This is a genomic window from Paractinoplanes ovalisporus (assembly GCF_016834655.1).
GTDB classification, from domain to species: Bacteria; Actinomycetota; Actinomycetes; order Mycobacteriales; family Micromonosporaceae; genus Actinoplanes; species Actinoplanes ovalisporus.
On sequence record NZ_JAENHP010000001.1, the window covers coordinates 893,089 to 905,421 of the forward strand.

At 69.1% G+C, this 12,333-nt stretch carries 15 protein-coding genes; 4 read left to right on the forward strand and 11 right to left on the reverse strand.

Annotated elements, in window-relative coordinates; genetic code table 11:
• Nucleotides 1-3: 3 nt before the first annotated feature.
• Entirely contained in the window at nt 4-879 is an 876-nt protein-coding gene (locus JIG36_RS04105; RefSeq protein ID WP_203374604.1) for an oxidoreductase, read from the reverse strand.
• A gap of 101 nt (nt 880-980) precedes the next feature.
• On the opposite strand from JIG36_RS04105, the gene JIG36_RS04110 reads away from it, so the two are divergent.
• Nucleotides 981-1,847 (forward strand): helix-turn-helix transcriptional regulator, encoded by an 867-nt coding sequence (locus JIG36_RS04110; RefSeq protein ID WP_203374605.1) that lies wholly within the window; start codon nt 981-983, stop codon nt 1,845-1,847.
• A 58-nt stretch (nt 1,848-1,905) separates the two neighbouring features.
• Here the strand turns inward: JIG36_RS04110 and JIG36_RS04115 are convergent, their stop codons facing one another.
• The gene (locus JIG36_RS04115) at nt 1,906-2,289 is read right to left on the reverse strand and encodes a tautomerase family protein (protein WP_203374606.1); all 384 of its coding nucleotides are present in this window, start codon (nt 2,287-2,289) and stop codon (nt 1,906-1,908) included.
• A gap of 635 nt (nt 2,290-2,924) precedes the next feature.
• On the reverse strand, nt 2,925-3,686 hold the full coding sequence (locus JIG36_RS04120; RefSeq protein WP_203374607.1) for a hypothetical protein: 762 nt from the start codon (nt 3,684-3,686) through the stop codon (nt 2,925-2,927).
• 74 nt (nt 3,687-3,760) lie between these two features.
• Between JIG36_RS04120 and JIG36_RS04125 the strand changes: the two genes are divergently transcribed.
• Nucleotides 3,761-4,198, forward strand: a complete 438-nt coding sequence (locus tag JIG36_RS04125; protein WP_203374608.1) for a TIGR03618 family F420-dependent PPOX class oxidoreductase — start codon at nt 3,761-3,763, stop codon at nt 4,196-4,198.
• Here the strand turns inward: JIG36_RS04125 and JIG36_RS04130 are convergent, their stop codons facing one another.
• Genes JIG36_RS04130 through fdhA form a run of 4 tightly spaced genes read right to left on the reverse strand, consistent with a single transcriptional unit; the run spans nt 4,199 to nt 8,109 of the window.
• Complete coding sequence (locus JIG36_RS04130) at nt 4,199-4,906, reverse strand: hypothetical protein (RefSeq protein WP_203374609.1); 708 nt, start codon at nt 4,904-4,906, stop codon at nt 4,199-4,201.
• Nucleotides 4,903-5,598: a hypothetical protein gene (locus JIG36_RS04135; RefSeq protein ID WP_203374610.1), complete on the reverse strand. Its 696-nt coding sequence runs from the start codon at nt 5,596-5,598 to the stop codon at nt 4,903-4,905. The genes JIG36_RS04130 and JIG36_RS04135 overlap by 4 nt, the downstream gene beginning before the upstream one ends.
• Nucleotides 5,599-5,635: 37 nt before the next feature.
• Nucleotides 5,636-6,808 carry a calcium-binding protein gene (locus tag JIG36_RS04140; RefSeq protein ID WP_203374611.1) on the reverse strand — a complete coding sequence of 391 codons (1,173 nt, stop codon included), beginning with the start codon at nt 6,806-6,808 and terminating at the stop codon, nt 5,636-5,638.
• A 53-nt stretch (nt 6,809-6,861) separates the two neighbouring features.
• A complete protein-coding gene (gene fdhA, locus JIG36_RS04145; RefSeq protein ID WP_203374612.1) occupies nt 6,862-8,109 on the reverse strand; it encodes a formaldehyde dehydrogenase, glutathione-independent in 1,248 nt (415 codons plus the stop codon).
• 322 nt (nt 8,110-8,431) lie between these two features.
• On the opposite strand from fdhA, the gene JIG36_RS54765 reads away from it, so the two are divergent.
• Together JIG36_RS54765 and JIG36_RS04155 are read left to right on the forward strand one after the other, a co-directional pair.
• A complete protein-coding gene (locus JIG36_RS54765) occupies nt 8,432-8,626 on the forward strand; it encodes a hypothetical protein (protein WP_268919528.1) in 195 nt (64 codons plus the stop codon).
• Between the two features lie 193 nt (nt 8,627-8,819).
• A complete protein-coding gene (locus JIG36_RS04155; RefSeq protein ID WP_203374613.1) occupies nt 8,820-9,455 on the forward strand; it encodes a DUF6082 family protein in 636 nt (211 codons plus the stop codon).
• A gap of 50 nt (nt 9,456-9,505) precedes the next feature.
• Here the strand turns inward: JIG36_RS04155 and JIG36_RS04160 are convergent, their stop codons facing one another.
• From JIG36_RS04160 to JIG36_RS04175, 4 genes are all read right to left on the reverse strand, one after another.
• A complete protein-coding gene (locus JIG36_RS04160; RefSeq protein WP_203374614.1) occupies nt 9,506-9,868 on the reverse strand; it encodes a hypothetical protein in 363 nt (120 codons plus the stop codon).
• A gap of 357 nt (nt 9,869-10,225) precedes the next feature.
• On the reverse strand, nt 10,226-11,377 hold the full coding sequence (locus JIG36_RS04165; protein WP_203374615.1) for an RNA polymerase sigma factor: 1,152 nt from the start codon (nt 11,375-11,377) through the stop codon (nt 10,226-10,228).
• The gene (locus JIG36_RS04170) at nt 11,374-11,742 is read right to left on the reverse strand and encodes a YciI family protein (protein WP_203374616.1); all 369 of its coding nucleotides are present in this window, start codon (nt 11,740-11,742) and stop codon (nt 11,374-11,376) included. Before JIG36_RS04170 ends, JIG36_RS04165 begins: the two co-directional genes overlap by 4 nt.
• 9 nt (nt 11,743-11,751) lie before the next feature.
• Nucleotides 11,752-12,318, reverse strand: a complete 567-nt coding sequence (locus JIG36_RS04175; protein WP_236045509.1) for a dihydrofolate reductase family protein — start codon at nt 12,316-12,318, stop codon at nt 11,752-11,754.
• Between the last annotated feature and the right edge of the window lie 15 nt (nt 12,319-12,333).

Genomic DNA, 12,333 nt, shown 5'->3' on the forward strand with positions numbered 1-12,333 from the left:
GCGCTATCCCAGGTAACGCACCCCGGTCAGCTCCTCGGCGGCCGCCCACAGTCGCCGGCCCACGACCGGGTCGGCGGCCTCGGTGCTCGGACGCACCGGCACGGCCCGGCCGCGCATCTCGAGGAAACCGGACGGGCCGAAGAACTCGCCGCCGCGCAGACCGGGGGTGGTGGCGGCGTGCAGCTGGGGCTCGGCGCCACGCTCGACCGGCTGGGTGAACAGCAGACCCGCCCAGGCCACGAAACGTCCGAACAGGCCCAGGTGCTCCCAGGCGCGCGGGGTCAGGTTGGTGCGGGTGATGCCGGGGTGGGCGAGGACGCTGACGATCGACGAACCGGCGGCCCGCAGGCGACGGTCCAGTTCCAGGCCGAAGACCGTGGTGGCGAGCTTCGAGATGCCGTACGCACGGGAGGCTCCGTAATTCCGTACGGACATCAGGTCGTCGAAGTCCAGATGCGCGCGCTTGTGGGTGATCGAGCTGAGCGTGACCACACGGGGTGCAGGCGCGGCGCCGAGGGAGTCGAGCAGCAGGCCGGTGAGCGCGAAATGGCCGAGCATGTTGGTGCCCAGCTGCATCTCGAAGCCGTCTCCGGTGGTGCGGCGCGGGCCGAGCAGGACGACGCCGGCGTTGTTGACGAGCACGTCGATCTTCGGGTGGTCGGCGGTCAGCTTGGCGGCAAAAGTGCGTACGGAGGTCAGGGAGGCCAGATCCAGCTCGCGCACCTCCACGTCGCCCGGCATCGTGCGGGCTGCTTCGGCGCCGGCGGTGGTGTTGCGGACGGCTAGGACTACGCGGGCGCCGGAGCGGGCCAGGTGGGTGGCGGTGACGCGGCCGAGGCCTGAGTTCGCGCCGGTGACGACGGCAATGGTGGAGGTCATGAGTCGATGCTGGGGGCGTCGAGGGGCGGCGCCGTCGCACGCCTTTGCCTAGGTCGGGCAGACCTACCTTGCTGGTCCGCGGGCGGGGCACACTTGTCGGCATGAACGAGGCCCGTCCGTACGCTCGCGAGCTCGGCGAATTCCTGCGCGCCCGCCGTGGAAGGCTGCGGCCGCAGGACGTGGGTCTCGAACCGGGTGGCCGCCGCCGGGTGACCGGATTGCGGCGCGAGGAACTGGCGTTGCTGGCGGGGCTGAGCACCGACTACTACCAGCGCATGGAACAGGGCCGCGACCTGCGCCCGTCCGACGACGTGCTGGACGCCGTGGCGGGGGCGCTCGACCTCGACGAGAAGGAACGGCGGCACATGTTCGCCCTGGCCCGCGCGGCCCGGCGGCCGGAGCCGCAGCGCGTGTCGCGGGAGCCGGAAAGGGTGCCCGAGAGCACCCGGCGATTGCTGGCCGTGATGGCGACACCGGCCGTGGTGCTGGGCCGGCATCTCGACGTGCTCGCCTGGAACCCGATGGCCGAGGCGCTGCTGGGCGACCCGGCCGGCTATCCGCCGGGGCAGCTCAACATGCTGATGCTGATGTTCTCCGACGAACTGACCGGCGACCGGACGTGCGAGAACTGGGAGCGGCAGGCCCTGGAATACATCGGCATGATGCGGGCCGCGGTGGCCACCGACCCCACGCATCCGCGCGCGACCGAGGTCGTGGGCGAGCTGAGCATCCGAAGCGCCGAGTTCCGCCGGCTGTGGGCGCGCCACGACGTACGGGAGTCGGTGAGCGGCCTCAAGACGTTCCACTCCCCCGAGGTCGGCGACATCGACCTGACCTGGGACACATACCCGCTGCCGGGCAACCCGGGGCCGGTGATGCTGGTCTTCACGGCCGAGCCGGGCAGCCCGGACGCCGACCGCTTGCAGTTGCTCGCCTCACTGCACGCCACGCGGGTCCGCAGGGCCTGAAAACAGGCCGAGCCGCGGGCTGTGCCCGTCCTGGTCGGTGCGCAGGCCGCGCTCGTCGTCAGCCGATGACCTTTCCGCCCAAGCCCGAACGGGACGTGGGTTGGCCGATCAGCTCGACCAGGACTTCGTCGCGGCAGGCGTCGCCGAACACAGCCGTCACGGCATCGGTGAACGCCGTGACGAGCTGGGCGACGACCCGGGCGGCGTCGTCGCGGGCGAACACCTCCTCGCGCATGCCGAACGTGACCGAAGGCGCCGCCGCCGAAACCGCGACACCGCCGCGAGCCCAGCGACCGGTGGGGATGCCGATGAGACGGACGTCGACCGCGCTGCGCGACCACTCGCCGTAGACCGAGACGACGGCGTCGGTCAGGTGCTCGATGAGCCGTGGCTCGTGGCCGGTCAGCTCTTCCTCCAGGGCGTAGAGCGTCACGTGGGGCATCAGCAACTCCTCGGCGCCGGTCGTGTTGCGGGGAAATTGGCCGTGCTGGCCAGGATCTCGGTCACGCTCACATCATGTCTCTGACCGGAAGCACATTCCACCGAATTTCGAGTGGGCAAATTGAGTTTGGCATGATTGAATGCTGACATTCGGCTCGCACGGTGGAGGACAATTGATTCATGGGTCAGTTGTCGTTGTTTGGGCGTGCGAAAACTGCTCGGATGCGGGATCGGACGTTGGGTCGTCGATATTCCGCGGAGCGTGAGGAATTTCGGCGTGAGCATGCTCGGCGGCGGGAATTTGGGCTTCGGCGGCGGCATGCTGAGAAGTTGGCCTGGCTTCGGCGCGAAGGGCGTCTGACTTGGCCGGATGCTGCGCCGTATCCGGGTGAGGTTGCCCTGAAGGCGGTAGGGGAAAAACCGCGTTTCGAGAGCGGGCGGTTGAAAACTTGCGCCCTTGTGGGGTTTTAATGGATTCCTTGGGGCGGCCTCTCGGGGTGGTTGCGGTGAAACTCAAGGTGGCATACAGCCTTCTGCTCTGTGCAACTCACCATGCTGTGGTCAAGGTTCGGGAAAACCATTCTTTCTTGGCCTTTTTGGCGTCTGTGGTCATGGCTGGAAGTATGACTTCGGGCTCTATGGGCTGGGTAGGTGAGCGGCCTTCGCGACCAGCAGTTGCAGCACCTGCGTCGTTTTGGACGGGCCCTCGCCGACCTTCAGGCCGCGGTGTGCGACGAAGGAGAGCAACGCCTGTTGCGCCTCCTCGGCGACCTCCAGCGCTACCGAGATCGACAGCTCGAGGAAGTCCAGGTCGCCTACCGTCCATCGCTCGGCCCGCACGTCCAGCGGGGGACGGTGGGGCTCGTTGACGGCGAAGGTGGGCCAGCGCCGGGCCGCGATCGGTGGGAGGACGGTGAGCACGTCGAGGTTGAGCGGGAAACCGGCGCACTGGTCGAGGAGCCGTTTCTGGTCGTCGGTGAACAGGGCCCGGACGCTCCGCTCGCCGGCCGCGACCCCGGCCACCAGGTCCTTGGGGCGGTCGGCGGTGAGCGACAGAGCCAGCGTGCGCCGGTCGCCCGCCCAGTCCGCCTCGACCTTGAACTCGGACTTCAGGTTGCCGTGAGATGTCGTGGTCGTGCCGAGCCACGCGTCGGTCAGCTGGGAACGCCGCCCGGGCCGGAACTTGACCGTGACGTCGTCCTTGCCCTTGGTTTTCTGGCGGGCCCGCAGAATCAGCTGCCGGTCCTGCAACGGAGTGCCCGCACTGAGCCCGCTCGTGACGTCCTCCAGAAAGAAGATCTTCCAGGGGTCGACATCCGGCAGGTTCAGCGCCTCCACGGCCTTGACGGTGTGCTCACCGTCCAGGCTGACCTTCACCTCGACGCCGTCGAATCGCATCCCCTCACGGTGGTCCGCCCCGAGCCCCCGTTCCAGTCCGCAGTCGTTGATCCGATCCGGCGTAGGTTCGGGGCATGACGACGTTGGAGGACTTCGCGGGGCTGGCCGGTGGCGAGCAGGGACTGGTGACGGTGGCTACGACTCGGGCGGACGGCAGCGTTCAGGCCTCGCTGGTCAACGCCGGCGTGCTCGAAGACCCAGCTACCGGCGTACGGGCGGTGGGGTTCGTGACGTACGGGAAAGTGAAGCTCGCCAACCTGAGGGCACGCCCGCGGATTGCGGTGTCGGTGCGCTCGGGGTGGCAGTGGGCGACCGTCGAGGGGGCGGCGCGCATCATCGGGCCCGACGACCCCGCCGACGGGATCGACGGGGAGCGGCTGCGGCTGCTGCTGCGCGAAGTGTTCACCGCGGCCGGTGGCACGCACGAGGACTGGGACGAGTACGACCGGGTGATGGTCGAGCAGCGGCGAGCCGTTGTGCTGGTTGCACCGGAACGGGTCTACAGCAACTGATCACCTGGTGCTCAGGTGGGCGAACTGCAGCATCACGCCGGCCAGCACCAGGCGCGGGTCGAGGCCCGCGGCGGCTGCGGCCGCGACGTCGACCTGGTAGCCCCGGCGTATGCGCGTCACCTGGGCCGCCGGGTGGCCGCCGGACAGGAAGGTCAGGCTGCGGGGCGGCACGCGGCGGCCCGGGTCGTCCATCAGGAACGCGGCGGGATGGCCGTCCTCGCCCAGGAGCACGGTCAGCGTGCCGGGTGGCGCCCCGACCGGCGTGGTGAGCCGCCCGATGACGCGGCCGAGGCGGTTGTCGTGCACGTCCCACACCACCGGGACCACCGGACGGGCGCGGCGGGCCCGCCGGGTCGCCGTGCGCAGCCGGGACCGCCAGGTCAAACTCGTGCCGGTGAGCGGGTCGAAGATCTGGCGCAGCAGGCCGGGCGGGCGGCGGGAACCCGAGATCTCGACCAGGGTGAGCAGCGGCCAGTCGGCGACGGCCCGGATCCCGTCGCCCTCGTCGCGCCGGAACGTCATCACCGGGGTGCCGCCGGCGATCACCTGGACCTGGGTGTCGTTGCCGGGCTCGTGCAGGCCGAGCGTGAACAGCTTGCCGAGGTCGTCGAGGATCTCCCCACCGATCGTGCCGCCCGAGATGCGGATCGTGTACTGCCCGGTGAGCAGTTGTTCGGGCCAGCCGGCGCGGAGCTCGTCGATTCTCATTTGTCACTCAGCCGGGCGTATCGCAGGAGCGCGCAGGCCAGCACCAGCCGCGGATCCAGGCCGGCCGGGGCCGCGCCCGCGACGTCGACGCGGTAGGCGTTGTCCACGCGCGTGAACTGAGCCACGGGGCGGGCTCCGGTCCGTACGGTCAGCAATTCACCCTCGGCCATCAGATGCGCGGCCGTCCGTCCGGTCGCGCCGTGGATCGCCGTGCGGGCCCCGGGGACGCCGATCGGCACGGTCAGGCGGCCGAGGAAGCGGTCCGCCCGGTTGTCGAGCACGTCCCAGACCTGGAGCGGCGTCGGCTGGAGTCGCGCCATGTCGGCGGTGAACTCCCGCCGGGCCCGACGCAGCCGGGACCGGAACGTGTATCGCTTGTCGGACATCTGGCGTCTCATGCGGTGCAGCAGGTACGGCTCCTCGCCCTGCGGCGACCGGACGTGCTGGAGCAGGGTGAGCCAGGGAGCGCTGCCCCCGGCGCGGACGGCCTTGATGCCCGGATGCTGGTTCCGGAAGACCTGCATGACGATCCGGTCGCCGGCGCGGGTCCAGAGCGAGGTGTCGTTGTCGGGGTAGAGCAGGTCGTCGGTGAGAAAGCTGACGACCTCGCGGGCCGCCGTCCCACCCGTCCGCTGAAACCAGTATTGACCGGTCAGCACCTCTTCCGGCCAGCCCGCTCGGAGATCATTCAACCGCACACACTGGACGGTAAAGCGTCACCGCAATCGATCAGTCGGTGACCTCGCACGCCGCGACGGTGTCGTCGGCGTCGGCCTGGCACGTGTCGGTGTTCGGGCCGCCGTCGGCCAGATCGGGGAAACCCTGCCCCTCGAACTCGTGCACGTGGATCAGGTCGTCGCCGGCCTCGCCGTAGACCTTGTCGCTGCCCTGGGTGTCGCGGAGCTCGTCGTTGCCGGCGCCGCCGCGGATGAGGTCGTCGCCTTGGCCGCCGAAGATGTAGTTGGCCGAGGCGTTGCCGATCAGCACGTCGTTGCCGGTGCCGCCGTAGAGCCACTCGACGTCGGAGCCGACCGTGTCGCCCTCCCCCGCTTCGCCGTCGTCGCCGGTCTGGCCGTCCATGTCGACGGTCACCGGCCGGGCGCGGGTGCCGTAGTAGGCGGTGTCGCGGGCGCCGGGACCACCGAAGAACTTGTCGGCGCCCGTCGTGGCCTCCATCTGGTCGTTGCCGTCGCCGCCGTAGAAGGTGTTGTCGCCGGTGCCGCCGTCGAGGTTGTCGTTGCCGGCGCCGCCGGAGAGCAGGTCGTTGCCGGCGCCGCCGAGCAGCCAGTCGTCGCCGTTGCTTCCGTAGAGCTTGTCATGCCCGTACGAAGCAATCGGGTTGTAGGGGTTGCCCGGGCCCGTCAGGTAGATGTCGATGTAGTCGTTGCCGTCGCCGCCGTTGATGCTGTCGTCGCCGCCGGCCCCGATGAGGAAGTCGACCCCGCCGTAGCCCCAGATCGAGTCGTTGCCCGCGCCCGCCTGACCGAACACGTCGCCCTGGAGAAAGTCGTTCTTCGGGCCGCCGAGGAGCTTGTCGCTGCCGGGGCCGCCGTTCGCGGTCAGCGGCAGGTCGCTCTTGTTGATGACGGTGTCGTTGAGGTCGTAGGTGAAGACCCGCACCTGGTTTGGCGTCTGCGAGGTCGTGCACCGCACCTTCGTCGAGTCACCCTTGACGGCGGCACAACCCTTTCCCGCCCGTACGGGGATTCGGTCGTCGATCGTCACGGTGCGGCCGGACCGGGTGACGACGACCGCGTTCACGGCTTTCTGACCCGCGGCGTATTGCACCACGTAGGGGCTGAGAACCTGCGCGACGCCCGCCGCGGTGGCGGCCTCGGCCGGAACCGCGGTCGCGGAGATGAACACGGCAACGGCGGCGAGCCCGATCCAGCGCTTCCTCATAACGCCGGATCGTAATGCGACGGGCCCGCCCGCGCGGACCCGCCGCGTACGCATCAGGCCGCCCGGTTACGCACCATGCCGTGCGGGTCGAGCACGTACTTCTTGGCCGCGCCCTGATCGAAGTCCCGATAGCCCTGCGGGGCCTCGTCCAGCGTGATGGCGACGGCGTTGACGTTCTTCGCGATCTGCACCCGGTCGTGCAGGATCGCCATCATCAGGTTGCGGTTGTACTTCATGACCGGGCACTGGCCGGTGACGAACGAGTGCGACTTCGCCCAGCCCAGACCGAGCCGCAGCGAGAGCGAACCCACCTTGGCCGCCTCGTCCACGCCGCCCGGGTCACCGGTGACATACAGGCCCGGGATGCCGATCGCGCCGCCGGCCCGGGTCATCTGCATCAGCGAGTTGAGCACGGTGGCCGGCTGTTCGACGTCCGCGTTCTCGCCGTGGCCGCGCGCCTCGAAGCCGACCGCGTCGACCGCGGCGTCGACCAGCGGCTCACCGATCGCGGCGGCGTCGTTGCCGAGGATCCGGGAGATCTGCTCGACCGGGTCGCCCTGGGCCACGTTCACGGTCTCGCAGCCGAACGAGCGCGCCTGGGCCAGCCGCTCCTCGTTCAGGTCGCCGACGATGACGGCCGAGGCGCCGAGCAGCCACGCGGAAGTGGCCGCCGCCAGGCCGACCGGTCCCGCTCCGGCGATGTAGACCGTCGACCCGGTCGTCACGCCCGCGCTCACGCAACCGTGGTAGCCGGTCGGGAAGATGTCGGCGAGCATGGCCAGGTCGAGCGCCTTCTCTATGGCCTGGTCGCGGTCGGGGAATTTCAGCAGGTTCCAGTCCGCGTACGGGACCAGGACGTACTCGGCCTGGCCGCCCACCCAGCCGCCCATGTCGACGTAGCCGTAGGCCGAGCCCGGCCGGTCGGGGTTGACGTTCAGGCAGACGCCGGTCTTGCCTTCCTTGCAGTTGCGGCAGCGCCCGCAGGCGATGTTGAACGGGACCGAGCAGATGTCGCCGGTCTTGATGAACTCGACGCCCGGCCCGACGTCGACGACCTCACCGGTGATCTCGTGGCCCAGCACCAGGCCCTCGGGGGCGGTGGTGCGGCCGCGCACCATGTGCTGGTCGCTGCCGCAGATGTTGGTGGCGACCGTCTTGAGGATCGCGCCGTGCGGCACCTTGCGGCCCACGTTGAGTTTGTTGACGCCCGGGCCGTCCTTCAGCTCGTACGTCGGGTAGTCGATGTCCTGGACCGCGACCTGGCCGGGCCCCTCGTAGACCACCGCGCGATTGGCTGGCATCGTTGCCTCCCATCGTCGTTAGGTGCCCGTGAGTGACGGGGTCGTCACGGCACCATGAACGCCATGTTTCACGTCAGGCGCGCGAAACAGAACCGCTGGTGCCGCTCACAGATACGCAATTGGTGATAAGACTCGCTACTCCCCACGGCGCCACCGCCGAGGCCGACCTGGTGATCGGCGCCGACGGCGTCGGGTCCTGCGTACGCCGCCTGGCCACCGATGCCGGTCCCGACTACTCCGGGGTGGCGTTCCACAACATGCGCTACGCCGACGCCGGCCGCACGCCCCCGGCGTGCCCCTGTTCGGCGACGCCGCCCACGCGATGGGCCCGTTCGGCGGCTTCGGCGTCAACCTGGCCCTGCTGGACGCGGCCGAACTGGCCACGCCATCGCGACGGAAACCACGCTGGACGCGGCGATCCAGGCCTACGAGCCGACCACGCAGTCCCGGGCCGCGACTCCCGCCGGCCAGTTCGACCTGGCCTCTCGCCGGTTCTTCGGCATCGAGGGCGCGATGAAGTCGGTCCCGCTCGGGAATCACCGCTCCGACGCCTGACCGCCGCCGCACTGGACCCGGGCCGGCATAGATCGGCTGGCGCACCGCTGGGTGGGCCCAGCGGCAAATGGTCGGGCCCGACGGCGGGCTCAGGCCGAAAATGTCATCTATGGTCGCAGCATGGTCGAGATGCTTCGACTTGCGACACTGAAAGTATGCGAACCCGCACTCTCCGACGTCGATGGATCAACACGTCACTGATCATTTCCGCTTCGGTGGTGTTTCTCGCCGGAATTCTGATCTTTCCGTTCCTCGTTCGTGGCGTGGCGGGCCGGGACTGGCAGACGCTCTCCGACGTGGGGCAGGCTTATGGCGCGATCTCGGCGATTCTTTCGGGGCTGGCACTGTGCGGGGTGGCGGTGTCGGTGACCGTGCAGTGGCGGCAGACCGTCTGGGCCAGAATCGCGAGCGCCCGCGAGCGGCATTTCGAGCTGATCAAACTCATTCTCGAAGATCCGGAGCTCAGCTACCGCGGACCGGCAGACGTCGAATCCGATCGTGAGCATCGCCGGCAACTCGTGTGCAACCTCTGGGTGTCCCATTGGATGCTCTTGTGGGAACTCGGTGAGCTGGACGCGGAATCGCTGAGATACGCGTTCGACGATCTGTTCGCCGATGCGGTTTCGCGCGACTGGTGGCGCAGTGCGGGCCCCATCTGGATGGCGCATCGATCCCGGCGGCGCCGAGAGTTCGTTGCCGTCGCGTGGAGCAGCTTCGAAGAAATGGAGCGTGTGTCTGCCGAATTGGCCGCACAGATGGAAGGCGCTCGCCCCGCGCCTTCGGCGGATTGATTGATCCGGCCGGTCCGGAGCTGGATAGAGCCGGGCCGGCCGGTATGCAGTTATGCGAAGGCCGGAGCCGCCAGAAGGCGCTCCATCCACGCCGCGATGAGCATGCGGAGCGATTCGGTCCATTCGCGGAGGAGGTCGCCCGCGATCTTCTTCAGCACCGGCCGGACGATCGCCGTGGCTTCGTCCCGGGGAAGGCTGCCGAGATAGTCGATCACGGAATCGTGGTACACCTCACGAGGGAAGACGACAAATGTCTCGTCGGGCCCCTTCGAGGCGTCGACATTCTTGAGCTGAGCCGACAGGTCGGTGTTCTCAGTCTTCCCGATAGCGCCGATATTGCCGTTCTTCAGAAAGAAGAAAGCTGGACAACTGTATTCCGTCCGGCAGACCCTCTGGCGCGGCGAGGTACCCATCTGGCGAACAATTTCTGTCATTTCCAATGGAGGCCTTCGAGCTCTATGTAGGTATGGCACGCCGGCGCCCGGTACTTCCACGGGCCGACAGCCGCTGGCAAAAAAGTAATTACCGTGAGCGATCGTGGGCACACGGAAAGTTTGCGTCGGCCCGATCTCGGTCGACCGCACACATCAGCAGAGCTGTACGTGTCCACATAAATGGTGTGGACAGGTACCACTTGGATGAGATCATATCGGCTTTGTCAACCTTTTCCCATCGACTGCTCTACCAAGGAGGAGAACTGGTCACCGATCTACCGATGTCCTGGTACTTCCCCAGATCGAGGGCAGCTCGGGATCTACCGACCTGCGAGGTCAAGCGCGGGAGCGGAGAAAGGCGGCCACCGACGGGTCGTCGGTCAGGTCGGCGGCCCGGTGATAAGCCGCCGTGGCGTCGCGGCCCGCGCGGGCCAGCAGGTCGGCGCGCGTCGCCCAGTAGGGCTGGAACGATTCGGCGTCCGTCGGGAGCGCGGCCAAGCCGGCCTCGGGGCCGTCGATCCGGCCCCGCACCGCGGCCGCGGCCACCCGGGCTCCGAGCGAAGGCGCGACGATCAGCAGGGCCGCGTACAGGGTGTCGAGCGCGGCCCAGTCGGTGTGGCCGGTGCGGCGGCGGTCGCAGTGGACGGCCTGGATCGCGGCCTCCAGCTGGAAACGGCCGGGCGGCCCGGACGGATCCGCGCGCCGAAGGTAGGCCTCGCCCTCGTCGATCAGCGCGGCGTCCCAGTCGGACGGGTTCTGCGCGTCCAGCGGGACAAAACCGGTACGGTGGCGGGCCAGCGTCAACGTCGTCAGGGCGGCCAGGCCCCACGCCTCGGCCTCGTTCCCGAGCAGCACCGCGAGGGTCACGGCCAGATATTGGGCCTCGCCCGCCGGAGACGAAGCGATCGCGGCGCAGCCGTAGACGGCCTCCAGCACCGGGGGCAACCGGTCGGGCATCGACCGTCGATCGGGGACGGTGAACGGGATCCGGGCCTGTTTGATGCGTTTCTTCGCACGGACGAGACGCTGCGCCATCGTCGCGGGCGGGACCGCGTACGCGCGGGCGATCTCGGCGGCCTCGAACCCGAGCACGGTCTGGAGCATCAACGGGGTGCGGGCCGTCTCGTCGATCGCCGGGTGGGCACAGACGAAGAGCAGTTCGAGACGCTTGTCGCCGATCGCGTACGGGTCGTGGTCGGCCAGCGGATCGATGTGGGCGCTGTCCTCGGTCAGTGGGGCGCAGGTGCGCGCGGCGGCGGACTTCCACACGTCGCGCCGGCGGTTGCGGGCCACGGTGAGCAGCCATCCCTCCGGGTTCGCGGGCACGCCGGTCGCGGGCCACCGGCGCAGGGCCTCCTCGAACGCCCCGGCCAGCGCGTCCTCGGCCAGGGCGACGTCTCCGGCCGGCGCCGCGAGCAGAGCGACGAGCTTCCCGTACGAGGCACGCGCGGCCCGTTCGGCGGCGGCGCGCGCCTCGTCGGCGCTCACGTCCAGACGCCCTCGACCAGATGCGAGGCGCCGGGCCGGATCTCGACCGTGCCCCACTGAGCCTGCGGCGCCCGCCGGGCCCAGTCGATGGCCGCGTCGAGGTCAGGCACGTCGATGATGATCGTGCCGCCGAGCTGTTCCTTGGTGTCGGCGTACGGGCCGTCCTGCACGTGGGCGACGCCTTCGGTCACCCGTACGGTGGTGGTCAGCTCGGACGAGTGCAGCACCTCGCCCCCGATGAGCACCCCGGCCGCGTGCAACGTCGCCGCATAGCTCGTCATAGCCCGTTTGCCCTCGGCGATCACCTCTTCGCCGAGTGTCTCGACCGAGCCTTCCTGGTAGTGAAACAGCAGCGTGTAGCGCATGTCTCCTCCTCAGCGGACAGCGTACTGGGCGATGATCACACCGGTCGTCGTCGGCAGCGACCGCTCGAGACGCAGGTCGGCCCGGTCACCGTCGGCGAACAGCTTCGCGCCCGAGCCCAGCACGATGGGGTGGATCTGCAGCACGTACGTATCGATCATCCGCGCCGCGTGCAGGGCGCGGATCAGCTCACCGCTCCCCATGATCGTCAGGTTCTCGTCGCGGTGCTGGCCGACGGTCTCGACGGCGTCCCCGACGAGCAGTTCGGTGTTCGGGTAGGCCGCCGTCGTCTCCGCGGAGCGCGTCACCACCAGCTTGCGGGCGTTGACCAGCACGTCGGTGAACGGGTTGGGCTGGTCGGTCGTGGTCCAGAAACCGAGCAGGTCCTCGTACGTACGGCGGCCGAACAGCAGCGAACCCTCCTGGCGCATGCCCTCGGCCGCGAACCCCATCGACACCTCGTCGGCGTACCCGTCGGCCCAGCCGGCGTGCCCGAACCCGTCCCGGTCGTCCTCACCCTTGCGGCCGGGCGCCTGCATGACGCCGTCGAGGGTGACGCTCTGAAAGACGGTGATCATGGTTTCCTCTCGCTC